Origin of the sequence: Kribbella sp. NPDC051137 (assembly GCF_040682535.1) — a bacterium.
GTDB classification, from domain to species: domain Bacteria; phylum Actinomycetota; class Actinomycetes; order Propionibacteriales; family Kribbellaceae; genus Kribbella; species Kribbella karoonensis.
This window is the reverse complement of record NZ_JBFBBI010000001.1, coordinates 695980-720288: the sequence shown is the minus strand read 5'-3', so window position 1 is coordinate 720288 and position 24309 is coordinate 695980. Positions and strand designations below refer to the sequence as shown.

Sequence of the window (24309 nt, the reverse complement as noted above, 5' to 3'; positions counted from 1 at the left end):
TGTCTCAGGAGGCAAGTAGCAGTCGGAGTTTCTCCAGGCAGCGGCCGCGGATCGGGCCGATGCTGCCGATCGGGATCCCGATCGTCGCGGAGATCTCGGCGTACGGCGCCGGCGGGTCGGCCATCAGCATGCCGAGCAGCTGCTGCCACCGGTCCGGCAGGCTTTCGAGCGCCCGCCGTACGTCGTCGGCGCGCTCGCCCGCGAGCAGGTCGGCGTCCAGCTCAGGCTGGTCACCGGCCACCTCCTCGAACGCCGTCGCCTCGTAGGTCAGCAGCACGCGCTTGCGGAACGCCAGTACCCGCAGGCATTCCCGGCGCGTGGTGACGACCAGCCAGGCGCCGACCCGGCCGGGGTCGACGCGATCGATGTGTTCGAGCAACCGCAGCCAGACCACCTGCGACACGTCGGCGGCGTCGCTGTCGGTCAGCCGGAAGCTACGGGTCACGGCCCAGACCAGCCGCGCGTAGTGGTCGACCAGCCGGCTCCACGCACCCTGGTCCCCGGACGCGGCGTCGACGACCGTCGTCTGATCGAAGTCCTTAGTAAGCACCGTCGCTCCCCAGGACGGCGCGGGCGGTCTTCCACAGGATCAGCAGATCCAGCGCGATCGACCAGTTGTCGGCGTACCGCAGGTCGAGCCGCATCGACTCTTCCCAGGTCAGATCGCTGCGCCCGCTGACCTGCCAGAGGCCGGTCAGGCCGGGCTTCACGAGCATCCGGCGCGCGTCGTCGAGCTGGTACTGCGCCACCTCGGCGGGCAGCGGCGGACGCGGGCCGACCAGCGACATGTCCCCGCGGAGCACGTTCACCAGCTGCGGCAGCTCGTCGATCGAGAACCTCCGTAGGTACCGCCCGATCCTCGTCACCCGCGGGTCGTCGCGGAGCTTGAACAGGATCCCGTTGCCCTCGTTCAGCGCGTGCAGCTCGGCCTTGCGTTCCTCGGCGTCGGCCACCATCGTGCGGAACTTCAGCATCCGGAACTGCTCGCCGCCGCGGCCGACCCTGGTCTGCCGGAACAGCACCGGACCGCGGCTGGTGAGCTTCACCAGCACCGCCGTCACCAGCAGTAGCGGCAGCAGGGCCAGGATCAGCAGGCAGCCGACCACCCGGTCGAAGATGTTCTTCAGCACGTGCGGGCCACCGCTCACCGACGGCCGCTCCAGGTGCAGCAGCGACAGCCCGGCGACCGGCCGGATCGAGATCCGCGGACCGGCCACCTCGACGATGCCCGGCGACACGATCAGCTCGACGCCGCGCTGTTCCAGTGCCCAGGACAGCTTCCGCAAGGAATGCCCGGTGAGCTCCGGGTCGGCGGCCACCGCGACCACCTCGACGTCCCATTCGTCGACGGCCTTCAGGATGTCCATCTCGGCACGGCCCAGGCGTTCCGGCCCGGGCTCGTCCGGCGTGTCGCCGCGCGGCAGGCAGCTCGCGACCACGACGTACCCGTCGGTCTTCCGCTCCTCCAGGTGCCGGTGCAGCGTGGTCACCTGGTCGTTGCGCCCGACAACGAGTACCCGGCGCATGCAGCGGCCGGCGAACCGGCGCCTCGAGATCTGCCGGTGCAGCACCCAACGCGCGAACATCGCCGCGAAACACGTCATCGGCACCGCCAGCACGACGAACCCACGCGCCACCTGGCTCTTCGTCGCGTACGACGTCACCGCGACCAGCGCGGTCAACGCGACGGCGGCCCGGATGATCGACCGGAACTCCTCCGGCCCGGTGCCGAAGTACCGGCTCTCGTAACCCCGCTCCAGCGCGACACACACCAGCCAGGCGATCGGCAGCGCGACCCCGAGCAGCACGTAGCGGACGTCGATCTGGGCACCGAACCGAACCACGAGCGCCAGCGAGACACCGAACAGCGCCGCTCCCAGGTCACCCGCGAGCGCCGCCCACCGGTACTTCGCGACCCAGCGCGCCTCGGTGAACCGTGCCGCCCGCGGCACGACCGCCGGTATCTCTTCCGGCACCACCCAGACCGGCCGACGTCGTTCCCCCGACGGCGCCGGCCGTAGATCAGCCGGATCGGCCAACCCCTCGGACATGACAAATTCAGTCACGCACAGTCACCCCCCACAGGTGAAAAAACCGAACCCCGTGACCAACCCACACCCCGTCACGGACCTCGTCCAACGCCGCCCCCACAACGGCGTGAACCAGAGAGTACTACGTGGTCGCGGCGGAGGACAGCGCCTGACGCGAGTGTTTACCGCGGAGCAACCCGACTCCCAGGTTCCGTAAAACAAAGACCTCCGGGAGCCCGAATTCGGGTTCCCGGAGGTCTCAAACGATTACTTCAAGTGACCAATCGCCGGGTCGGAGGCTTTGGTCGCCGAAGGTTCGTCAGCCGGCGATCAGGCCGTCGCCGCTGATCAGCTCGCGCATCTCGGCGAGCGAGCTGTCCGACGGGGGCAGGATCGCGTCGGAGTCGTGCAGCTCGTCGTCCGGCACCTTCTCGCCGGAGCGGACGAAGTCCAGCAGCGCGGCGAAAGCGGTCTGGTACGCCGCCTCGTCACCGGACGACACGGCCTTCTCCAGGTCGCCGTCGACCGCGTTGAGCGCGTCCAGCTTCTCGTCGGCCAGTCGCCACTGACCTTCACCCATGATGCGAACGATCACCGAACATCTCCGTCCTGAGGTCGCGCCGGCTCCGAGGCAGGTTGAGCTGCCGGCTGCTGCACTGGCTGGGCGGCCTGCTGGGCCTCACCGGAGAGCTCCTTGGGCGTGCTGCTGCCGCCGGACAGCTGGGCCTTCATCGCGGCCAGCTCGTTCTCCACGTCGGAGCCGGACGACATCCGGTCCAGCTCCAAGGTGATGTTGTCCTTGACCGTGCCGCTGGCGTCGTCGAGCGCGCCGGAGGCGAGCAGCTCGTCGATCGCGCCGGCCCGGGCCTGCATCTGCTGGGTCTTGTCCTCGGCGCGCTGCACCGCGAGGCCGACGTCGCTCATCTCCTCGGAGATGCCGGAGAACGCCTCGTTGATCCGGGTCTGCGCCTCGGCCGCGGTGTAGGTGGCCTTGATGGTCTCCTTGCGGGTCCGGAACGACTCGACCTTGGCCTGCAGCCGCTGGGAGGCGAGCGTGAGCTTCTCCTCCTCACCCTGCAGCTGGGCGTGCTGGGTGGTCAGGTCGTCGATCTGGCCCTGCAGCCCGGACTTGCGGGTCAGGGCCTCCCGGGCCAGGTCCTCGCGGCCCATCGAGAGCGCCTTCTGCGCCTGCTCCTGGAGCTTCGCCGACTGGGACTGCAGCTGGGACGCCTGCAGCTCCACCCGCTTCCGGCTGGTGGCCACGTCGGCCACGCCGCGGCGTACCTTCTGGAGCAGCTCGAGCTGCTTCTGATACGAGTAGTCAAGGGTTTCGCGAGGATCCTCGGCCTTGTCCAGGGCGGAGTTCGCCTTGGCCTTGAAGATCGTCGACATCCGCTTGAAGATGCTCATCGATATCCGTACCCCTTCTGTGCCGGCCTGACGACCCGGCGTGCGTACAGTCCACCCTATGTCCCACCGGGTCACCACACCATCGGGACAGGCCCCGATAAAGTAGTAGGAAGGTCCGGGGACCACCCCGACGCGTCCTGCCCTGCGAATGAGGTTCTGACCCCGTGTTCCGTCGTACCAAGTCTGAGACAGCTACCACCGTACCTGCCGAGCCCCAGGGCAAGCCGGGCGGCAAGGGACGGCCGACCCCGAGCCGCAAGGAAGCGGAGGCGGCCCGGAAGGCGGCGTTCAAGAAGCCGCGGAACCGCAAGGAGGCCTCGGCGATCCGCCGGGACAAGATGCGGACCGAGCGGGCCAAGATGCAGTCGGCCATGCAGACCGGCGACGACCGGTACCTGCCGGCCGCCGACAAGGGCCCGGTCCGGCGGTTCGCCCGGGACTACGTCGACGCCCGGTACTCGGTGATGGAGTTCGCGCTGCCGATCCTGCTGGTGGTGTCGCTGGTCGGCGTGGTGTTCTCGCCGCAGTTCCCGTGGCTGGCCGGGATGGTGAACCTGCTGTTCCTGTTCATGATCCTGCTGATCGCCGGCGACTGGTTCCTGCTCACCGCGGGGCTGAAGAAGCAGATCGCGATCAAGTTCCCGAAGGAGTCCACCAAGGGCATCGGGTTCTACGCGGTCCGGCGGACCATGCAGATGCGCCGCTGGCGGCTGCCCAAGCCGATGGTGAAGCGCGGCGAGAAGCCGTCCTGATCGAGGCGAGTTAGGGTCGGACCATGGACTTCCGCTATCTGGGCAACAGTGGTCTCAAGGTCAGCGAGATCTCGTACGGCAACTGGCTGACGCACGGCTCGCAGGTGGAGAACGAGCAGGCGAAGGCCTGCGTCCGGGCCGCCCTGGAGGCCGGCATCACGACGTTCGACACCGCCGACACCTACGCCAACACCAAGGCGGAGTCGGTGCTCGGCGAGGCGCTGGCCGGCGAGCGCCGCGAGTCGCTGGAGATCTTCACCAAGGTGTATTGGCCGACCGGTCCCGGCGGACCGAACGACACCGGCCTGTCCCGCAAGCACATCCACGAGTCGATCAACGGCTCGCTGAAGCGGCTCGGCACCGACTACGTCGACCTCTACCAGGCGCACCGGTTCGACACCGAGACGCCGCTCGAGGAGACGATGGAGGCGTTCGCCGACGTCGTCCGGCAGGGCAAGGCGCTGTACATCGGGGTCTCCGAGTGGACCGCGGACCAGCTCCAGGAGGGTCACCGGCTGGCCCGTGAGCTGCGGATCCCGTTCGTCTCGAACCAGCCGCAGTACAGCATGCTCTGGCGGGTCATCGAGGGCGAGGTCGTCCCGGCGTCCGAGGAGCTCGGGATCAGCCAGGTGGTGTTCTCGCCGATCGCGCAGGGGGTGCTGACCGGCAAGTACCTGCCCGGGCAGCAGCCGCCGGAAGGCTCCCGGGCCACCGACGCGAACGGGTCGAACTTCATCAAGCGGTTCCTCACCGACGACGTCCTGACCCGGGTCCAGGAGCTGAAGCCGCTGGCGGCCGAGGTGGACCTGTCGCTGTCCCAGCTGGCGATCGCCTGGGTGCTGCAGAACCCGAACGTCGCCTCGGCGATCATCGGCGCCTCCCGGCCCGAGCAGGTCACCGAGAACGTCAAGGCCTCCGGCGTCACGCTGGACGAGGGCCTGCTGAAGCGGATCGACGAGGTGCTCGGCCACATCGTCGAGAGGGATCCGGCGAAGACCGTGCAGAACGCCCCGCAGAAGCGGCCGAACTCGTGAGCTGGAGCTGGCGGTTCGAGACCGCGACCGGCGCGCTGGTCGACCCGGGTGAGGTCGGCGGCGCGGAGTTCTCGGCCCAGGGCGACGCCGAGAGCTGGCTGGGTGAGACCTGGCGGGACCTGGCCGACCGCGGCGTCGGTCAGGTGTACCTGCTGGAGGACGGCCGTGAGGTGTACGGCCCGATGAGTCTCTCCTCGGCAGAGTAGAGTTCGCTCGAACCAACAAGCCTGCGTCACAGGGAAGCCGGTCCAAGTCCGGCGCTGACCCGCAACCGTAGGCCACCGCACCTGGTGGCAAGCCGGAACACTGTGACGCAGGCAGTCAGGCTCAACTACCCGCCGTGGTCCGCGGGTGGAGCCCCTACCCTGCCGGTGCAGGCGGGACCTCCTCCACCGGGCTGCGGCCCGACCGAGGAACACCACCATGACTGCACATCGCCGGACCCTACGACTGGTCCTCAGCCTGCTGGCGGGTCTCCTGCTGGCTGGGACCGTTGCCACCAGCGCCCGAGCCGAGGACGGCTACCGCTTCTGGGGCTACTACCAGTGGACCAACGGCCAGTGGGCCTTCTCACAGAAGGGCGCCGACGCCACCGTCCCGGCCGACGGGGCGGTCGAGGGCTGGCGGTTTGCCGTCGGCGGCGCCAAGCCGCGGGTGCCGCGGGCGGCCGGCGACTTCGCCGCCGTCTGCGGGAAGACCCCGGCCGAGACCGGCAAGAAGCGCGTTGCCCTGGTCGTCGACCCGGGTACGCCGGAGGACGCCGTGTCCGGCGAGACCCCCGGCCCGGCCACCGGGACGTGTGTGGTGACCGCCACGACCTCGACCGGCGCGCAGATCCTGGCCGCGGCCGGGCCCGACCGGATCGAGAAGGGCCTGACCTGCGGGATCAACGGGTACCCGGCGAAGGGCTGCGGCGACCAGGTGAAGAACATCAAGGTCCCGGCCACCGACCCGCCTGTCACGCTGGAGATCAAGTCCGCCGTGGGCTCGACGGCCGCCGCGCCGGCGTCGTCGACGTCGAACAGCAGCAGCGGTACGCCGTGGACCGGCATCATCATCGCGATCATCGTGGTCGTGCTGCTGGCCGGCGGCGGGTTCTTCCTCAACCGTCGGCGCGCCGCAGCCAAGTAGATGCGCGCCGTACACCACCCGACACTCCCCCGGGCGCTCCACCCGGGGGCCTGGTGGTTGTGGGCGCTCTGTATGGCTGTGGCCGCCAGCAGGACGCGTAACCCGGTGCTGCTGGTTCTCATCCTCGCGGTCACCGGTTTTGTCGTGGCTGCGCGCCGCAGTGACGCGCCCTGGGCGCACAGCTTCACGGCGTTCCTCAAGCTGGGTCTGCTGGTGATTGCGATCCGTGTGGTCCTGCAGGCGTTGCTGTCGACCCGCTCGCAGGGCAACACGGTGCTGTTCACGCTGCCGCAGGTCCCGTTGCCGGACTGGGCCGCCGGGGTGAAGCTCGGCGGTCAGGTGACGGCCGAGGCACTCATCACCGCTCTGTACGACGGCGGCCAACTGGCCGTGATGCTGTGCTGCGTGGGCGCGGCCAACGCATTGGCCAGCCCACGACGGCTGCTGAAGTCGTTGCCAGGAGCCCTCTACGAGATGGGCGTCGCCTGTGTCGTGGCGCTGACCTTCGCACCACAGTTGGTGACGGACGGCCGTCGTATCCGTGGTGCCCGCCGGCTGCGCGGCCGTACCCGCGCGTCCTTCCGTACGACGGCCATGCCGGTCCTGGAGGGCGCACTGGATCGTTCGGTGGAGCTGGCGGCTGCGATGGACTCCCGCGGGTACGGGCGTACGGCGCAGGCTCCTCGTAGTCACCGTCGGCTCACGGCGTTGTGTGTGCTGCTGGGGCTGCTGGGGATCCTGCTCGGTGTCTACGCGTTGCTGACCGACTCCATGGCGTTTCCAGTCTCAGCCGGTGCACTGGTGGCCGGCGTACTCCTGGCAGTCGCGGCCATGGCTGTCGGACGTCAGCGGGTCAGCAGGACGCGGTACCGGCCGGATCCGTGGGCGTTGCCCGAGTGGCTGGTCGTCGCGGCCGGTGTGGTCGCCGCCGGTGTCATGGTGACCGCGGCGGTGCGCGGCGTGGACGGACTGCTGCTGGCGGGCCCGTTGGTGGTCCCACCAGTACCTGTGCTGCCGGTTGTCGGCGTACTGATCGGACTGGTGCCCGCACTCGCTGCACCACCGTTGAAGAGGGGCGCCGCATGATCGAGTTCGAGCGGGTGAGTGTGACGTACGACGGGGCGCGCGAGCCGGCGCTGCGGGACGTGAGCTTCACGGTGCCGGAGGGTGAGCTGGCGTTGGTGATCGGACGCACCGGCTCCGGCAAGTCCACGTTGCTGCGGGCAATCAACGGGCTGGTGCCGCACTTCACCGGCGGCACGCTCGCCGGGCGGGTGCTGGTCAGCGGGCGGGACACCCGCGAGTACCGGCCGCGGGACCTGGCGGACGTGGTCGGAATGGTCGGGCAGGACCCGATGGCGGGGTTCGTCACCGACACGGTCGAGGACGAGCTGGCGTACAGCATGGAGTCGCTGGGCGTGGCGCCGGACGTGATGCGCCGCCGCGTCGAGGAGACGCTCGACCTGTTGGGGCTGGCCGACGTACGCGACCGGGCGCTCACCTCCTTGTCGGGCGGTCAGCGGCAGCGGACCGCTATCGGAGCGGCCCTCACGTCGCATCCCGCCGTACTGGTGCTGGACGAGCCCACGTCGGCGCTGGACCCGCAGGCTGCCGAGGAGGTACTGGCTGCCCTCCAACGGCTCGTCCACGACCTGGGCGTCACCGTGGTGATGGCCGAGCACCGCCTGGAGCGGGTGATCCAGTACGCCGACCGGGTGATCGAAATACCGGGTGGGGGTGCCGCCGTGTCTACAGGACTGCCCGCGGAGCGAATGGTGACCGCACCGGTCGCACCGCCCGTGGTGGAGCTTGGCCGGCTGGCTGGATGGTCACCGCTCCCCCTGTCCGTACGAGATGCACGACGCGCGGCCGCGACCCTGCGATCCCGCTTGGCCTCCCCGCCGTCGCGTACTGCGGGACCGTTGGGGGCCGAGCTCGCCCACTGCAAGGATCTCGTGGTGGGCTACGGCGCCGTCACAGCACTGCGTGGTGTTTCCGTCGGCGTCAAGGCCGGCGAGGTGGTCGCGTTGATGGGCCGCAACGGCGCAGGCAAGTCCACCCTGCTGAACGCCCTCGTAGGCATCGTCCCGGCCCGTTCCGGTACGGCGGTTGCCGCCGGCGCGGACCCACGACGTACCAAGCCGAAGCAACTGGTCAAGGCAGTCGGCCTGGTGCCGCAGGAGCCGGCTGACCTGCTGTACGCCGCTACGGTCGCGGACGAGTGCGCCAGCGCGGACTCGGACTTCAAGGTGCCCGCTGGTAGTTGCCGGGCGTTGCTGGAGCGGCTCGCGCCGGATGTCGCGTTGGACATGCATCCGCGCGACTTGTCGGAAGGACAGCGGTTGTGCTTGGCGCTGGCCGTCGTACTGTGCGGCGCTCCGCCGCTGCTCTTGCTGGACGAGCCGACACGTGGGCTCGACTACGGCGCGAAACGGCGGCTCGTGGCGATTCTGCGCGAGCTGGCGGCTGCTGGGCATGCGGTGGTGCTGTCGACACACGACGTGGAGATGGTGGCCGAGGTCGCGACCCGGGTGATGGTGCTCGCGGACGGTGAGCTGGTCAGCGACGGCCCGACGGCCGAGGTGATCGCGGGGTCGCCGGCGTTCGCACCGCAGGTCGCGAAGATCCTTGCGCCGCTGCCGTTCCTGACGGTCGGAGAAGTCGCCGACGCACTGGATCGTGCTTCATGAACCTGATCCGGCTGAAGCCCCGCAGCACGGTCGCATTGCTGGTCGCCTCACTCGTCGGCGTACTGGCGTTCGCCTGGCCGTTGTTCTTCCGCACGCCCCAGGCAGGCGCGGCGGCGATCGGTCACACCACGGACGCCCCGTGGCTGTTCGTGTTGCTGCTGCCCTTGCTGGTGGCCGTCGTACTCGCGGAGCTCTCCGAGGCCGGCATCGACGCGAAGGTGATCTCGCTGGTCGGCATGCTCGCGGCGGTCGGCGCTGCGCTGCGGGCGCTCGGCCCTGGTACGGCGGGGCTCGAGCCCGGGTTCTTCCTGCTGGTGCTGGCCGGGCGGGCGTTCGGCGCCGGGTTCGGGTTCGTGCTGGGTGCGGCGTCGTTGCTGGGCGGGGCGTTGATCAGCGGCGGGGTCGGGCCGTGGATGCCGTTCCAGATGTTCGCGTGCGCGTGGGTCGGCTGCCTGGCCGGGTTGCTGCCGCGGATCGGCGGTCGGCTCGAGCTGCTGCTGCTGGCGGCGTACTCGCTGGTGTCCGGGGTGCTGTACGGGATCATCATGAACCTGTGGTTCTGGCCGTACGCGACGTTCGGGAGCGACTTCTCGTTCGTGCCGGGTGACGCGCTGGCCGAGAACCTGCACCGGTACTTCCTGTTCGTGGTGGCGACGTCGCTCGGGTGGGACATTCCGCGCGGGATCCTGTGCGCGGTGCTGGTGCTCGTGCTCGGGCGGCCGATCCTGAACGCGTTCCGGCGGACGGCCCGCAAGGCGGCGTTCGAGGCGCCGGTGGTCTTCGAACCCGGGAGGACGAATGGGTGAGCGTACGTTGGTGCTCGGCGGGGCGCGCTCCGGCAAGTCGATCGCGGCCGAGCGACTGCTGGCCGACGTACCGGACGTCGTGTACGTCGCCACCGGCGGAGACGACTCCGGCAACGCCGAATGGGCCGACCGGATCGCCCTGCACCGCTCGCGCCGCCCGGAGTCCTGGGGCCTGGCCGAGACCATCGACCTGGTCCCGCTGCTGGAATCCCCCGGCCCGCCGCTGCTGATCGACTGCCTCACCCTGTGGCTGTCCCGCACCATGGACGCCACCGACGTCTGGTCCGACCTGACCCGCGCCACCGTCGTCGACCAGCACCTCGCCGCCCTGGCCGACGCCTGGTCCGCCACCCCTCGCCGCGTAGTTGCCGTTAGCAACGACGTCGGATCCGGCATCGTCCCCGCCGACCCCGGTACCCGCCTCTTCCGCGACCTGATGGGCCGCCTCAACACCACCATCTCCCTGGCCTCCGACCAAGTCCTCTGGACCATCGCCGGCCGCACCATGCCACTCACATGAGCACTTTGACCGATGGGTTGCGGCTCTCGTTCGGGACGCTGACTGTTCTTCCGGCAGGGGTTCCGCGGCGGGTGGATCGGGTGGTGGGCGGGTGGGCGATGGTGTTGGCGCCCGCCGCCGGTGTGGTGATGGGTGGGATTGCAGCCGGGGTGGTCGCGCTGGTGCAACTCGTGCGGCCGGACGCGGGGTTGCTGGCGGCGGTGCTCGGAGTTCTCGTCGTCGCCGGGTTGTCGGGTGGGCTGCATCTGGACGGGTTGGCGGACTACGCCGATGCGCTGGGATCGCGGCGAGACCGCGAGCGCATGTTGCAGATCATGAAGCAGAGCGACATCGGCCCGTTCGGGGTGGTCGCGATCGCCGGCGTCCTGCTGCTCGACGTCGCCGCGCTGACGGCGTGCGTACAGGCGGGCTTCGGCTGGCAGGCGATCCTCGTCGCCACCGTCGCGAGCCGCCTCACCCTCCCCTGGTCCTGCCGTACGTCGATCCCCGCCGCCCGCCCCGACGGCCTCGGCGCCGTCGTCGCCGCCACGATCCGCCCCGCTACCGCGACCCTCACCACAGCCCTGGTCCTCGCCGCAACCACCACCCTCACCTGGCTCCAACCCGCATCCCCCACCTCGCTCCAACACCCGACCAGCACCCCACCAGACGCGAGCGCCTGGCAGCTGATCGGCGTCGGCAGCGCCGTCCTCCTCGCGGTCGTCACCAGCCTTCTCACCAGCCGTCAGGCGACCAAGAAGCTCGGCGGAACTACCGGTGACGTACTGGGCGCCACCGTCGAACTGGCCCTCCCGGTAGCCCTCGTCGCCCTCGCCCTGACCGTGTGAGCGCTCACCTCCACCACGCTGTCCCCGCGGTGGTCTACTGTCGCCGATGGAACGATCAAGTGGGGTAGTGACGGCGAGGTTGCGACTGATGTTCATGGTTCACGACCGGTGGGCGGCCGGGTACGCCCCGCGATCCGTTATCTTTATGTAATGAACGCAACCCGTCCGGCCCCGGGCTCGCAGGCTTCGCTGCGCGAAGCCAACCGTGCGCGCGTTCTCGATGTCGTCCGGCAGCACGGCCCACTCACCCAGGTCGAGATCGCGGCCGCCTCCGGCCTCTCCGCGGCCACCGTGTCGAACATGGTGAAGGAGCTCGACCAGACCGGCATGGTCGGCCTCTCCCGGAGCATCCGCAACGGCCGCCGCGCCGTCCTGGTGTCACTCGCCTCCGGCGGCGGCCTGCTGGCCGGTGTCGCGTTCGGCGAGCGCGACGTCCGGGTCGCCGTCGCCAACGGCTCCCGCGAGATCCTCGCCCAGCAGCTGATGCCGTTGCAGGCCGACCACGTCGCCGACGAGGGCATGGAACGCGCCGCCCGGCTGCTCGCGGACCTGGCCGAGACGGTCAGCTCCGGCGTCGAGGACATCTCCGCGATCGGGTTCGGGCTGCCGATGCCGGTGGACGCGATCAGCGGCGAGGCCGGGTCGGACGCCGTACTGCCCGGCTGGCGCGGCGTGAACGTCACCGACGCGATGTCGGCGTACCTGCGGGCCCCGGTCGCGCTCGACAACACCGCCAACCTGGCGGCCCTCGGCGAGCTCCGGGCCGGCGGCCTGCGCGGTGTCCGGAACGGCTGCTACCTGAAGTTCTCGTACGGCGTCGGCGCGGGGATCGTGATCGACGGCGAGGTCTACCGCGGCTCGGCCGGTACGGCGGGAGAGATCGGCCACGTCACGATCGACGAGAACGGCCCGATCTGCCGCTGCGGGAACCGCGGCTGCCTGGACACGTTCGTCGGCTCCCGCGCACTGATCAGCAGCCTCGCCGCCTCCCACGGACCGCTGCGGCTGAAGGACATCGTGCACCGCGCGCTGGCCGGCGACCTGGGCTGCCGCCGGGTGATCGAGGACGCCGGCCGCCGGGTCGGCGTCGCCGTCGCCGGCGTGGTGAACCTGCTGAACCCGGAGGCGATCGTGGTCGGCGGCCTGCTCGCCGAGGCCGGCGAACTGATCCTCGGCCCGCTCCGCGAGGCGCTCGACCGGTGCGCGATCCCGAGCGCCGCCGCGACCGTCGAACTGCGGCCCGCCGAGCTCGGCGACCGGGCCGACATCGTCGGCGCGATCCACCGGGCGTCGATGCTGACTCATGCCAATATCTCCATTTCTTGAATTCAAGTCTTGACGTCAAGGGCTGACCCGGCTTGACTGCGGGCAGGCCAAATCGGCCTGTCCCGTCAAGGAGCCGCCACATGTCTCTCTCCGCATTCCGTCTCGTCGGCCTCGGCATCGCCGTGTCGGCCCTGGCCACCTCGCTGGTGGCCTGCGGCAAAGACAACTCAGGCGACTCCGGCAGCAAGGGCGACGCCAAGAAGATCGCGCTGCTGCTGCCCGAGTCGAAGACCACGCGGTACGAGGCCCTCGACCGCCCGCTGTTCACCGAAGCGCTGAAGGCCGCCTGCGCGAAGTGCGAGCTGATCTACAGCAACGCCGACCAGGACGCGTCCAAGCAACAGCAGCAGGCCGAGGCGGCACTCACCCAGGGCGCGAACGTCCTGGTCCTCGACCCGGTCGACGGCAAGGCTGCCGCCGCGGTCGCCGCCTCCGCGAAGGCGCAGAACGTCCCGGTGGTCGCGTACGACCGGTTCATCGACAAGGCCGACTACTACGTGTCGTTCGAGAACGAGGCCGTCGGCAAGCTGCAGGCACAGACCCTGGTCGACACCCTCAAGGCGGCCGGCAAGACGTCCGGCAACATCGCGATGATCAACGGCTCACCGACCGACCCGAACGCGGCCGAGTTCAAGAAGGGCGCGCACAGCGTGCTGGACTCGAGCGGGTTCAAGATCGCCGCCGAGTTCGACACGCCGGACTGGAGCCCGGACAAGGCGCAGGCCTGGATGGAAGGCCAGCTGAGCGCGATCAAGAACGGCCTCGTCGGTGTGTACGCCGCCAACGACGGCACCGCGGGCGGCGCGATCGCGGCGCTCAAGGGCGGCGGCGTGAAGCCACTGCCGCCGGTCACCGGGCAGGACTCGGAGCTGGCCGCGATCCAGCGGATCGTCGCCGGTGACCAGGCGATGACCATCTACAAGGCGGTCAAGCCCGAGGCCGAGGCCGCCGCCAAGGGCGCGGTGGCGCTGGCGAACGGCGGCAAGCCGGAGTCCACCACCGACAAGAACGGCGTACCGGCAACGATTCTCGACCCGGTCGCGGTGACCAAGGCGAACATCAAGGACACCGTGGTCAAGGACAACCTGTACAAGATAACCGACATCTGTACGGCGTCGTTCGCCGCGGCGTGCGCCGCCGCCGGACTCTCCACCAACTGACCGCCCCGCGGCGTTGCCCCCGTCGTGAGGTGCGGGGGCAACGCCGGTCTTTTCAGGTTCCGGAACCGGCAGAGCCTGTTCCCACCGGCCGCCCCGCCGGATCATGGCCTGAAATCCAAGCCCAGGAGGCTGATCGCGTGACTGTTACCCCGGCTCCCCTCGACGTCGGTGCCGGCACGGTGCTGCGGCTGGAGGGCATCTCCAAACGCTTCGGCGCCGTCCAGGCCCTGAAGAACATCGAGCTGGACGTCCGGGCCGGCGAGGTCCTCGCGCTGGTCGGTGACAACGGCGCCGGCAAGTCCACGCTGGTCAAGACCATCGCCGGCGTCTACACCGCCGACGACGGGACGATGGTCTTCGACGGCCGCCGGGTCCGGGTCGGCAGCCCGGCCGAGGCGCAGCAGCTCGGGATCGCCACCGTGTTCCAGGACCTGGCGCTCTGCGACAACCTCGACGTGGTCGCGAACCTGTACCTCGGCCGCGAGCTGCGCACCGCCGGCGCCCTCGACGACGTCGAGATGGAACGCCAGTCCTGGGACCTGCTCCGGCAGCTGTCCGCGAAGATCCCGTCGGTGCGGATCCCGGTCGCCAGCCTGTCCGGCGGCCAGCGGCAGACCGTCGCGATCGCCCGCAGCCTGCTCGGCAAGCCCAAGGTCGTGATGCTGGACGAACCGACCGCGGCTCTCGGCGTCGCTCAGACCGCCGAGGTCCTCAACCTGGTCGAGCGGCTCCGCGAGCGCGGTCTCGCGGTGATCCTGATCAGCCACAACATGGCCGACGTGATGGCGGTCGCCGACCGGGTCGCGGTCCTGCGGCTCGGCCGGAACAACGGCGTCTTCGTGGTCAGCGAGACCCGGACGCAGGACATCATCGCCGCGATCACCGGCGCCGAAGACAACGCGGTCTCCGCGCGCGCGATGCGCCGGAACCCGGAGGAGGGTCCCACCAGATGAGCATCCAGGGATCGGGCACCCGCCCCCAGGACACCGTCGGTACGGCGAACACCCCGGAGCCGGACGGCGCCGCCGGGCTCCCCGCCGACCTCCAGGACGAGCGGCTGATCGCGAGCCACGGGCTCAGCGGCGCGATCGCCGCCTTCACCGCGAGGCTCCGCTCGGGCGACCTCGGGTCGGTCCCGGTGGTGATCGGGCTGATCATCATCTGGGCGGTCTTCCAGATCGCCAACAGCTCGTTCCTGTCCAGCCGGAACCTGGTCAACCTGACGCTGCAGACCACCTCGGTCGGCGTGATCGCGCTCGGTATCGTGCTGGTCCTGCTGCTCGGCGAGATCGACCTGTCGGTCGGTTCGGTCAGCGGCTTCGCGGGCGCGGTCGTCGGTGTCACGTTCGTCAACAAGGGCTGGCCGCTCCTCGTCTCGTTGCTGATCGGCATCGTGCTCGGCGTGCTGGTCGGGCTCTTCTACGGCCTGCTCTACACGAGGTTCGGCGTACCGAGTTTCGTCATCACGCTCGCCGGGCTGCTCGGGTTCCTCGGGTTGCAACTGCTGGTGCTGGGCAAGGACGGCACGATCAACCTGCCGTACGACTCCGCGCTGGTCGGGTTCGCGACCCGCAGCTTCCTCTCCCCTGCCGTCGCCTACGGGCTGGTCGTCGTGGTCGTGGCGGTCTACACGCTCACCCGGCTGCAGAGCCGGAAGGCCCGCCTCGCCGCCGGGCTGTCCGCGGCGCCGACGTCGTTCATCGCCGTCCAGGCCGCCGGCCTGGCGGTCGTCCTGCTCGTCCCGGTCGCGATCCTGAACGGCGACCGCGGCGTCTCCTCGATGTTCCTGCTGTTCCTGGCACTCGTGGTGGTGGCCGACTTCGCCGTCCGCCGGACCCGCTGGGGCCGGTCGGTCTTCGCCGTCGGCGGCAACGTCGAGGCCGCACGCCGGGCCGGCATCGACGTCCGGGCGATCTACCTGTCGGTGTTCGCCGCCTGCTCCACGTTCGCGGCCCTCGGCGGGATCCTGGCCGCGGCTCGGCTGGTCGCGGTCGGCCAGGCCAGCGGCGGTACGGACACCAACCTGAACGCGATCGCCGCCGCGGTCATCGGCGGCACCAGCCTGTTCGGCGGCCGCGGTTCGGCGTACTCCGCGTTGCTCGGCGCGCTGGTGATCATGTCGATCTCCAACGGCCTCGCACTGCTCAGCCTGGACTCCAACGTCCGCTACATCGTCACCGCCGGTGTCCTGCTGATCGCGGTCACGATCGACTCGCTGAGCCGCCGCTCCCGCCAGGCCCACGGCCGGGCCTGAGCCGGGAAACCTCTCAGGTTCGGGGCGGTACGACCCCCCGGGGAGGTTAACGTCCTGGACGGGCTAGTTGCCTTAAGCATCTAATTCGACCAGGATCGAAAGGTTTGACAACGATGAAGTGGAAGATTCCGGGGACCCGTCGTACCCGGGCGCTCGGTGCGGGTGCCGTCGTGACCACCGCGGCGCTGGTCGCGGGTGGTGTCGCGGTCGCGAACAGTGCCGGTGCAGCGACGACCTCCGCGACGGCGACGTCGTACCGGACGCAGCTGATCGAGATGCGCACCGCCGGCGCGAAGGGTTACTTCTACACCGCGAACCAGGCCGAGTACCTGCGCGCGCAGAAGCTCGGCTTCAAGTTCACCGGCCAGGTCCCGGGGTACGTCGCGAACACCGCGATCCGCGGCACTGTCCCGGTGTACCGGCTGCGGATGAAGTCCGGGTCGTCATACCTGCTGTCGATCTCGACCGCCGAGCGGAACAAGCTCGCGTCGTCCGGCCAGTGGGTGTACGAGGGTGTCGTCGGCCGGATCCCGCTGGCCGCCGCGGCGGACCGGACCAAGATCTACCGGGTGTCGAAGAACGGTGTCGGCTGGCGGGTGATGCGCACCGCCCAGGCGGCCGCGTACGTGAAGGCCGGCTGGCATCTGGACGGCTTCATGGGCTACGTCTGGACCCACAAGTAGGCACGTGCAGATGAGAAAGCCCCCGTCGCCGTTGACGGGGGCCTTCTCCGCTTCTCAGCAGGTCACGCGGTGGCGGCGGTCAGGTCGACCTTCGGCTCCGCGAAGTGGCAGGCGGCCGTGTGGCCCTCGGAGGACTGCGGCTTGATCTCCAGCAGCGGCTCCTGGGTGGCGCAGATGTCCTCCGCCTTCCAGCACCGGGTCCGGAACCGGCAGCCGCTCGGCGGGTCGATCGGCGAAGGTACGTCGCCGACCAGCCGGATCCGCTCCTTCGGCGGGACGCCGCGGATCGTGCCGAGGTCCGGCGCCGCCGACAGCAGCGCCTGCGTGTACGGGTGCTGCGGCGCGTTGTAGATCTGGTCCCGGCTGCCCTGCTCGACGATCTTGCCGAGGTACATCACGGCAACCTCATCACAGAAGTGCCGGACCACGCCGAGGTCGTGCGCGATGAACACGAACGCGATCCCGAGATCGCGGCGCAGGTCCTCGAGCAGGTTCATCACCTGGGCCTGGATCGACACGTCCAGCGCGGACACCGGCTCGTCGGCGATGATCACCTCGGGCTCCACGGCGAGCGCCCGGGCGATCCCGATCCGCTGCCGCTGGCCGCCGGAGAACTCGTTCGGGTACCGGTTGTGGTGCTCCGGGTTCAGGCCGACCCGCTCCAGCAGCTCCTGGACCCGGTCGAGCTCCTTGTTCCGCGGCACCAGGTTGTGGACGCGCAGTGGCGTACTGATGATGTTGCTGACCGTCTGCCGCGGGTTCAGCGAGCTGTACGGGTCCTGGAAGACGATCTGCAGCTGCCGGCGGAAAGGACGCAGGTCCCGTTCCTTCAGCTTCGCGATGTCGGTGCCCTTGAACACGATCTCGCCGGACGTCGGGGTCAGCAGCCGGGTGATCATCCGGCCGGTGGTCGACTTGCCGCAGCCGGACTCGCCGACCAGGCCCAGGCTGGCGCCGGCCTTCAGCTCGAAGCTGACGCCGTCGACGGCCTGGACGACCTTCTTGGTCCGGGCCAGGCCGGCGGCCTCCTTGATCGGGAAGTGCATCTTCAGGTCGCGGACCTGCAGCAGGGTCTCGCCCTTGGCGGCCGGCTTCGCGACCGCGTCGACGGGACGGGTTTCGTCGCTCATCTCTCTCCTCGATCCCCTCGTCAGCCCAGTCTCGGCGCGACCTCGGTCTCGTACACCGAGACCTTGTCGTGCAGGTGACAACGGGACGTGTGCGCACCGGCGCCGTCGACCGGCAGCAGTTCCGGCAGTTCCGTCGTGCAGAGCTCGCCCTTGACCCGGTCCTTGTACGGGCAGCGCGGGTTGAACGAGCAGCCGCCCGGCAGGTTCAGCAGGCTCGGCGGCAGGCCCTTGATCGGGCGCAGCCGCTCGTTCGCCGCCGACACCGTCGGGATCGACTCGAGCAGGCCCCAGGTGTACGGCATCCGCGGGTTCGCCAGCACGTCCTCGGCGGTGCCGTACTCGACGCAGCGCCCGGCGTACATCACCAGGACGTCGTCGGCCATCTCGGCGACCACACCCAGGTCGTGGGTGATCAGCACGATCGCGGAGCCGAACTCCTTCTGCAGATTGTTCAGCAGGTCCAGGATCTGCGCCTGCACGGTGACGTCGAGCGCGGTGGTCGGCTCGTCGGCGATCACCAGCTTCGGGTCGTTGATCAGGCTCATCGCGATCATCGCGCGCTGCCGCATACCGCCGGAGAACTCGTGCGGGTACTGGCTGAACCGGCGCGGCGGGTTCGGGATGCCGACCAGTTCGAGCATCTCCAGCGCACGCTTCTTCGCGACGTCCTTGGAGACCTTGTGGTGCACCCGGTACGCCTCGACCAGCTGGTTGCCGATCGTGTACAGCGGATGCAGCGAGGACTGCGGATCCTGGAAGACCATCGAGACCGCGTCGCCGCGGATCTTCATCAGGTCGTTCTCGCTGAGACCGACGATCTCGTCGCCGCCGACCCGGATCGAGCCGGTGATCCGGGTCCGCTTCCGGTCGTGCAGGCCCATCACGGCCATGCTGGACACGGACTTGCCGGAACCGGACTCGCCGACGATCGCCAGCGTGCGGCCGAGCGGGACCGAGTAGCTCAGCCCGTTCACCGCGCTGACCAGTCCGTCGGCGGTCGGGAACTTCACCGCCAGGTCCTCGACCACCAGGTACGGCGTCTCGCCGCTCGGGTTCATCGCCGACTGCCGGCGCTCGCGCGTCGCGATCGACGGGCCGCGCTTGGCTGCCTCTGGAGCGTCCGCCGGGGTGGCTGCGTCCTCGGCCATGCTGTCCTTCCGGTCTTCGGGTACTGGTGCGCTCATGCCAACCTCACCCGCGGGTCGATCAGGCTGTAGCCGATGTCCACCAGCAGGTTCATCACGACGATCAGCACGGACGCGACCAGCACGGTGCCCATGATCACCGGCAGGTCGTAGTTGTTCAAGCTGTCCAGCACCAGCACACCGAGACCGGGGAGGTCGAAGATCCGCTCGGTGAAGATCGCGCCGCCGAGGCTGCCGGCGACGTCCAGGCCGAAGATCGTCACGACCGGGATCAGCCCGGAGCGCAGTGCGTGCTTGTAGGTGACCATCCGGTCGGACAGGCCCTTGGCCCGTGCGGTCCGGATGTAGTCCTCGCTCAGTGTCTCGACCATGGAGCCACGGGAGTATCTGGCATAGGACGTGCAGTTGTAGATCCCCAGCACGAGCCAGGGAGTTATCAGTCCGGCGACCCATTTGCCCGGATTCTCCGTGGGTGGTGTCCACTCACCGCGCGGAAGGATCGGATACAGCACGGTCAGGTACAGCGCGACCATCAGGGCCACGATGTAGTACGGCACCGAACTGACCACCAGGGTGGTGCTCATCAGCGCCCGGTCGCCGAGGGTTCCGCGTCTCTTGGCCGCCATCGATCCGACGAACACGCCGATCGTCAGTACCAGGACGGCGTACCCGAGGACGAGCGACAACGTCACCGGGAACCGGGACTTGATCATGTCCGTGACCGGACGGTTGTTCTTGAACGAGAAGCCGAGGCACGGCGCGTCGCAGTGCTGCTTGACGCCCGCGGTGGTGAATTCGCGGCCGGTGAAGATCCCGCCGGTGTACTCGACGAACTGCTCGACCTTGGGCCGATCGAGATGCAGGTTCTTCTTGATCTCGTTGTAGCGCTGCGTCGTGCACTGGCGCTCACCGCAGATGGCGCCGGCAGGGTCCGTCGGCGCGATGAAGAACAGCGCGAAGGTCGCGATCAGCGTTGCCAACACGACACTGAGCGCGCTGACCAGGCGGCGCGCCACGAAATAGAGCACGGGATCGACTCCTCACCGATCGGCGTGGTGCCCGGACTTTTGGTCCGGACACCACGCCACCTTCAGTGGATCAGTACTTCGTCAGAACGGACTTGTCAGGACGGCTGCTTCAGGAACATCGAGGTGAACTCGGGCATGCCCTGTGTCGGGTCGTTGATCGCGTGCCCGATGTTCGTGCCGACCGGGAAGTTGCTGGAGCTCCAGTACAGCGGCAGCACCGGCAGGTACTTCTCCAGGATGTCCTTGTCGACCTTCGACCATTCCTTCAGCTGCTCGTCCGGGGTCTTCGCGGTGACCGCGTCGATCTCGGCGTCGAGCGCCTTGTCCTGCAGCTGGCCGACGCTGTTGCCCAGGGCAATCGCGTCCGACTTGAACAGCACCGGGAACCAGCTGGTGCCGCTCGGCCAGTCGGAGCACCAACCGGCGGGGGTCTTGCCGATGTTCACCGGAGCGTTCTGGTCGCCGTTGGCCGCACGGATCTTGGCCTTCGGGAGACCGACGGCGCGGACCTTGAAGCCGGCCTTCGTGAACATCTGCGTCCGGAGCTGGTTGACCTGGGTCGAGATCTTGTCGTCGATCGAGTAGTACCAGCTGAGCTCGAAGTTCGACTTGCCCAGCTTGGCCAGGTCGGACTTGACCTCGGCGGCCACGGCGTCGTCCTCGGCGCCCTTACCGGTACCGGTCAGGCCCGGCAGCTCGTACTTCTGGAAGCCCGGCACGGCCGGCGGCAGGATCGTCGACGACGGCGGGTCGTCGTTCGGGTTCAGACCGGCGACCTTGCGCCACGCGTCGTACGGGTACGCCTTGGCGATCAGCTTGCGGACCTCCAGCGGAATCTTCCGGGTGTCCATGGTGTACATGATCGAGCACGGCGACTCGCCCTTGACCAACTGCGACTGGTCCTTGACCTCAGGCAGCAGCGAGACGTCGAGGTTCGAGTAGCTCAGCGCGCTCGCGTCCGGACCGCTGCTGGCCAGCACCTGGCGCTGGGCCTTGATCAGGTCCTGGCCGAACTTGAAGTCGAAGCCGTCCACGTACTGGTGCCGCACCGGGTCGGTGTTCGGGTCCCAGTTCGGGTTCTTGGTGAGCTTGAGCTCGGTGCCCACGACGTTCGACGCGACCTGGTACGGGCCGGTCACCATCGGCTTCAGCTCGTAGTTCTTCTGGGTGTCCTTCGCCTTCGGGATCGGCGCGAACATCGGGAAGGCCGCGTAGTACGGCAGGTCGTCGAACTTCTTCGCCAGGTGGATGACCAGGGTGTGGTCGTCCGGCGTCTCGACGCCCTTGTAGTTGTCGCCGCCGGCGACGTACGGGCCCTTGTACTTGTCGCCGTCCAGGAAGAACGTCTTCTGGTACGTCGGACCGTCCGTGAACAGGTCGGTCGCGAAGGACCGCTTGATCGCGTACGCGTAGTCCTCGGCCTTGACCGGGGTGCCGTCCTGGTACTTGATGCCCTGCTTCAGCTTGAAGGTCCAGGTCAGGCCGTCGTCGGACTTGGTGCCGAGGTCCTCGGCGAGGTCCGGAACCAGGACCGGCTTGTGCTTGTCGCCGTCCAGCCGGTACTGCGTCAGGCTCCGGAAGAACAGCTTCTCGATCTGGTTCCCGTCCACGTAGTACGTGTCGGTGCTGTCGAAGGTCGACGGCGTCACGTCCGAGAGGACGGTGATCGTGCCACCCTTCTTCGCGCCGTCGACGTCAGGGGCCGGGCCCTTGGCAGTGGGGTCCGTAGCCTTCTCCTGGGCGCCGCCCAGGTTGCTCCCACCACTGTTGTTGCCGCTGTTCGACGACGGGCTGCCACAAGCCACGGCGGCCAGCATGACCGTCGCCGCGACCGCGGTTATCCGTTTCCACTGCATGGTCGGGTTTCTCCTTTTCTGCCGCTGGGGCAATCGCCGAACTACCGGCGAGTCTTGGGGTCGAAGGCGTCCCGGACCGCGTCTCCGAGCAGCGCCAGGGCAAGCACCAGACCGGTGATGCCGACGACGGGCAGCCAGAGGTACAGCGGGTCCGCCTTGAACCAGTTCGTGGCGACGGCGATCGTCTGGCCCCAGGAGGGCTTCGGTTCGACCAGTCCGACACCGAGGAAGGACAATCCGGCCTCCGCCGTGACGTACGCGGGCAGCGACAGCGAGGCCGAGATGACGATCGGGGCGACCAGGTTCGGCAGCAGTTCCTTGAACAGCACCCGGCGGGTCGGGACGCCGATCGCCTTGGCGGCGAGCACGAACTCGCGCTCGCGCAGCGAGAGCACCTCGCCCCGGATGATCCGGGCCAGTCCGGCCCAGCCGAAGAACGCCAGCACGAAGATCAGGACGTAGAAGCGGATGTTCGCCTGGTCCTCGGGGGTCAGGTTGAACGAGCCGCCGCGCATCGACTCGACGATCGGCACCAGCGCGATCGCGAACAGCAGGTACGGCAGGCTCAGCACGAAGTCGATCAGCCAGGAGATCACCCGGTCGACCCAGCCGCCGAGGAAGCCGGCCAGCAGGCCCATCACGACACCGACCGCCGTGCCGACGACGGTGGCCACGAAGGCGATGATCAGCGACGGCTGGGCGCCGTACACCCAGCGGGCGAAGTTGTCCCGGCCGGTCTTCGGCTCGACGCCGAACCAGTGCTGGGCGTTCGCGGAGATCGTCGGGTAGCCGAACTCGTCCACCAGCTCGGGGTGGAAGGTACCGATGTCCTGCCCCTCGATCTTCGTCAGCAACGGCGCGAAGACCGCGATCAGGATGAAGAACAGGACCACCGACGCACAGACCACCGCGACCCGGTCCTTGCGCAGCCGGTCGAACGCGATCCGGCTCGGCGACTTGCCGTGCGGAGTAGCCGCCGTACGGGCCGGCTCCGCCGACGCCGGGTGATCTTCGACTCCTACGCTCGAGTCGGGCGACCCAATACTCATTCGCACTCCGTCAGTTCGTCGGCCGGATTTCGGTCCGTTGATCCGGCACATATCGGTGGATAGCGTGCCGAGCCTTTGCTCTCTGGCGGGCTCGCGTCAAATCCCCTTGACAGCCGAATACCCCGCAACCGGGCGCTAGCCTGCCTGACACTGTGACACCAAACCAGCGGTGCTTGGCACCAGTGCACAAATCGTTACCGGAACTGGTACTCGAACGGAACATTTGCCCCGTTTCGTCACCCTGCGCAGTCAATCCTTCGCAAAACGCGTCGGCACAGCACCGACAGTGGCCATTTTGTGCCAGGTTCTTACGGAGGGTGACGATCGGACGCGTTCGGTGGCAGTGGGTGTCTACGGCCGTCTAACGCACGTGCACCGTCACGAACGGAGGTTTCACGACCTCGAAGATTTCCTGCCGGCCACGGATGTCGACGATCACCTGATCGCCTTCTTTCACCGCCGCGTCGAGCAGTGCCAACGCGACGCCTTTTTTCAAGGTCGGAGAGAACGTGCCCGAAGTCACTTCGCCCAGAGTTCCACCCGATTGGTCCAGAACGGTCATGTGCGGCCGCGGAATACCCCGGCCGGCCGCGCGCAGCCCGCGGAGGATCCGGGCCGGACCCTGTTCCTTCTCCGCGCGCAGGGCGGCGTCGCCCCAGAAGTGCTCCTTCTTCCAGCCGACGGCCCAGCCCGAGCGGGCCTGGACGGGCGTGATGTCCGGCGAGATGTCCTGCCCGTGCAGCGGGTAGCCCATCTCGGTCCGCAGTGTGTCCCGCGCCCCCAGTCCGGCCGGGACGATGCCGTACTGCTCGCCGGCCTTCAGCAACGCGTCGAAGACCGCCACCGCGGCCGCGTTCGGTACGACGAGCTCGTACCCGCGCTCACCGGTGTAGCCGGTGCGGCAGACCACTACCGGCGTACCGCCGAAGTCGGCTGTGGCGAAGGCCATGTAGTCGTGGCCGATGGGCAGGCCGACGGCGGAGACCACCTCGTCGCTGTTCGCGCCCTGGACCGCGAGGATCGCGTAGTCCTCGTGGACGTTCGTGACCTCGACGCCGTCCGGGGCGTCCGCCTGTAGCAGCCGGACCACCTCGGCGGTGTTCGCCGCGTTCGGGATCAGGAACACGTCGTCGTCGGCGTGCAGGTACGCGATCAGGTCGTCGACCACTCCCCCGCGCTCGTTGCAGCACAGCGTGTACTGTGCCTGTCCCGGCGCGATCTTGCCGAGGTCGTTGGTCAGGCAGGCGTTCACGTACGCCGCGGCGCCCGGGCCCTTGACCGTCGCCTTGCCGAGGTGGCTGACGTCGAAGACGCCGACCGACGTACGCACCGCCGTGTGCTCGGCCACGACGCCGCTGTACTCCAGGGGCATCTCCCAGCCGCCGAACTCGGCGAACTTCGCACCGAGCGCGACGTGGCGCTCGTGCAGAGGGGACTTCTTCAAATCGGACGACTCTGTCATGCAGCGGAACTTACCG

24 protein-coding genes and 1 riboswitch are annotated in these 24309 nt (G+C 68.8%); of the genes, 14 read left to right on the top strand and 10 right to left on the bottom strand.

The window, feature by feature from the left end:
• Positions 1–4: 4 nt before the first annotated feature.
• The 4 genes from AB0M51_RS03475 to AB0M51_RS03460 all read right to left on the bottom strand — a co-directional run bounded on the left by AB0M51_RS03475 (position 5) and on the right by AB0M51_RS03460 (position 3440).
• Positions 5–550 carry a sigma-70 family RNA polymerase sigma factor gene (locus AB0M51_RS03475; RefSeq protein WP_344201617.1) on the bottom strand — a complete coding sequence of 182 codons (546 nt, stop codon included), beginning with the start codon at positions 548–550 and terminating at the stop codon, positions 5–7.
• Positions 540–2066 carry a sugar transferase gene (locus AB0M51_RS03470; RefSeq protein ID WP_344201620.1) on the bottom strand — a complete coding sequence of 509 codons (1527 nt, stop codon included), beginning with the start codon at positions 2064–2066 and terminating at the stop codon, positions 540–542. The genes AB0M51_RS03475 and AB0M51_RS03470 overlap by 11 nt, the downstream gene beginning before the upstream one ends.
• A 283-nt stretch (positions 2067–2349) precedes the next feature.
• Entirely contained in the window at positions 2350–2625 is a 276-nt protein-coding gene (locus AB0M51_RS03465) for a hypothetical protein (RefSeq protein WP_344201623.1), read from the bottom strand.
• On the bottom strand, positions 2622–3440 hold the full coding sequence (locus AB0M51_RS03460) for a PspA/IM30 family protein (RefSeq protein WP_344201625.1): 819 nt from the start codon (positions 3438–3440) through the stop codon (positions 2622–2624). Before AB0M51_RS03460 ends, AB0M51_RS03465 begins: the two co-directional genes overlap by 4 nt.
• Before the next feature lie 164 nt (positions 3441–3604).
• Here AB0M51_RS03460 and AB0M51_RS03455 point away from each other — a divergent pair, with 164 nt between their 5' ends.
• From AB0M51_RS03455 to AB0M51_RS03390, 14 genes are all read left to right on the top strand, one after another.
• Positions 3605–4192, top strand: coding sequence for a DUF3043 domain-containing protein (locus AB0M51_RS03455; protein WP_344201628.1), 588 nt, complete (start codon positions 3605–3607; stop codon positions 4190–4192).
• Between the two features lie 23 nt (positions 4193–4215).
• Positions 4216–5226, top strand: a complete 1011-nt coding sequence (locus tag AB0M51_RS03450; protein ID WP_344201631.1) for an aldo/keto reductase family protein — start codon at positions 4216–4218, stop codon at positions 5224–5226.
• Positions 5223–5432, top strand: a complete 210-nt coding sequence (locus AB0M51_RS03445) for a hypothetical protein (protein WP_325035728.1) — start codon at positions 5223–5225, stop codon at positions 5430–5432. Before AB0M51_RS03450 ends, AB0M51_RS03445 begins: the two co-directional genes overlap by 4 nt.
• Positions 5433–5464: 32 nt before the next feature.
• A riboswitch (cobalamin riboswitch) is annotated at positions 5465–5533 on the top strand.
• A 116-nt stretch (positions 5534–5649) separates the two neighbouring features.
• Complete coding sequence (locus tag AB0M51_RS03440) at positions 5650–6357, top strand: SCO2322 family protein (RefSeq protein WP_344201635.1); 708 nt, start codon at positions 5650–5652, stop codon at positions 6355–6357.
• Complete coding sequence (locus AB0M51_RS03435; protein WP_344201637.1) at positions 6358–7443, top strand: energy-coupling factor transporter transmembrane component T; 1086 nt, start codon at positions 6358–6360, stop codon at positions 7441–7443.
• Positions 7440–9047: an ATP-binding cassette domain-containing protein gene (locus tag AB0M51_RS03430; RefSeq protein ID WP_344201639.1), complete on the top strand. Its 1608-nt coding sequence runs from the start codon at positions 7440–7442 to the stop codon at positions 9045–9047. The genes AB0M51_RS03435 and AB0M51_RS03430 overlap by 4 nt, the downstream gene beginning before the upstream one ends.
• Complete coding sequence (locus AB0M51_RS03425) at positions 9044–9853, top strand: ECF transporter S component (RefSeq protein ID WP_363747942.1); 810 nt, start codon at positions 9044–9046, stop codon at positions 9851–9853. The genes AB0M51_RS03430 and AB0M51_RS03425 overlap by 4 nt, the downstream gene beginning before the upstream one ends.
• Entirely contained in the window at positions 9846–10373 is a 528-nt protein-coding gene (locus AB0M51_RS03420) for a bifunctional adenosylcobinamide kinase/adenosylcobinamide-phosphate guanylyltransferase (RefSeq protein ID WP_363747940.1), read from the top strand. The genes AB0M51_RS03425 and AB0M51_RS03420 overlap by 8 nt, the downstream gene beginning before the upstream one ends.
• On the top strand, positions 10370–11200 hold the full coding sequence (locus AB0M51_RS03415) for an adenosylcobinamide-GDP ribazoletransferase (RefSeq protein WP_363747938.1): 831 nt from the start codon (positions 10370–10372) through the stop codon (positions 11198–11200). The genes AB0M51_RS03420 and AB0M51_RS03415 overlap by 4 nt, the downstream gene beginning before the upstream one ends.
• Before the next feature lie 150 nt (positions 11201–11350).
• Positions 11351–12526, top strand: coding sequence for an ROK family transcriptional regulator (locus AB0M51_RS03410; protein WP_363747936.1), 1176 nt, complete (start codon positions 11351–11353; stop codon positions 12524–12526).
• A gap of 80 nt (positions 12527–12606) precedes the next feature.
• Entirely contained in the window at positions 12607–13686 is a 1080-nt protein-coding gene (locus tag AB0M51_RS03405; protein ID WP_363747934.1) for a sugar ABC transporter substrate-binding protein, read from the top strand.
• Positions 13687–13823: 137 nt separating this feature from the next.
• The gene (locus AB0M51_RS03400; RefSeq protein ID WP_363747932.1) at positions 13824–14639 is read left to right on the top strand and encodes an ATP-binding cassette domain-containing protein; all 816 of its coding nucleotides are present in this window, start codon (positions 13824–13826) and stop codon (positions 14637–14639) included.
• Positions 14636–15940, top strand: coding sequence for a sugar ABC transporter permease (locus AB0M51_RS03395; RefSeq protein ID WP_363747930.1), 1305 nt, complete (start codon positions 14636–14638; stop codon positions 15938–15940). Before AB0M51_RS03400 ends, AB0M51_RS03395 begins: the two co-directional genes overlap by 4 nt.
• Before the next feature lie 113 nt (positions 15941–16053).
• Positions 16054–16623 (top strand): hypothetical protein, encoded by a 570-nt coding sequence (locus AB0M51_RS03390; RefSeq protein WP_344201660.1) that lies wholly within the window; start codon positions 16054–16056, stop codon positions 16621–16623.
• A gap of 62 nt (positions 16624–16685) precedes the next feature.
• Here AB0M51_RS03390 and AB0M51_RS03385 read toward each other — a convergent pair whose 3' ends face one another.
• The 6 genes from AB0M51_RS03385 to gcvT all read right to left on the bottom strand — a co-directional run bounded on the left by AB0M51_RS03385 (position 16686) and on the right by gcvT (position 24293).
• Positions 16686–17753 carry a dipeptide ABC transporter ATP-binding protein gene (locus tag AB0M51_RS03385; protein WP_344201662.1) on the bottom strand — a complete coding sequence of 356 codons (1068 nt, stop codon included), beginning with the start codon at positions 17751–17753 and terminating at the stop codon, positions 16686–16688.
• Positions 17754–17773: 20 nt separating this feature from the next.
• Positions 17774–18811 (bottom strand): ABC transporter ATP-binding protein, encoded by a 1038-nt coding sequence (locus tag AB0M51_RS03380; protein WP_344201716.1) that lies wholly within the window; start codon positions 18809–18811, stop codon positions 17774–17776.
• Positions 18812–18933: 122 nt separating this feature from the next.
• Complete coding sequence (locus AB0M51_RS03375) at positions 18934–19926, bottom strand: ABC transporter permease (protein ID WP_344201665.1); 993 nt, start codon at positions 19924–19926, stop codon at positions 18934–18936.
• 95 nt (positions 19927–20021) lie between these two features.
• On the bottom strand, positions 20022–21782 hold the full coding sequence (locus AB0M51_RS03370; protein ID WP_344201667.1) for an ABC transporter substrate-binding protein: 1761 nt from the start codon (positions 21780–21782) through the stop codon (positions 20022–20024).
• Between the two features lie 41 nt (positions 21783–21823).
• Positions 21824–22831, bottom strand: coding sequence for an ABC transporter permease (locus AB0M51_RS03365; protein ID WP_344201669.1), 1008 nt, complete (start codon positions 22829–22831; stop codon positions 21824–21826).
• Positions 22832–23192: 361 nt separating this feature from the next.
• On the bottom strand, positions 23193–24293 hold the full coding sequence (gcvT, locus tag AB0M51_RS03360) for a glycine cleavage system aminomethyltransferase GcvT (protein WP_363747926.1): 1101 nt from the start codon (positions 24291–24293) through the stop codon (positions 23193–23195).
• Positions 24294–24309 lie beyond the last annotated feature (16 nt).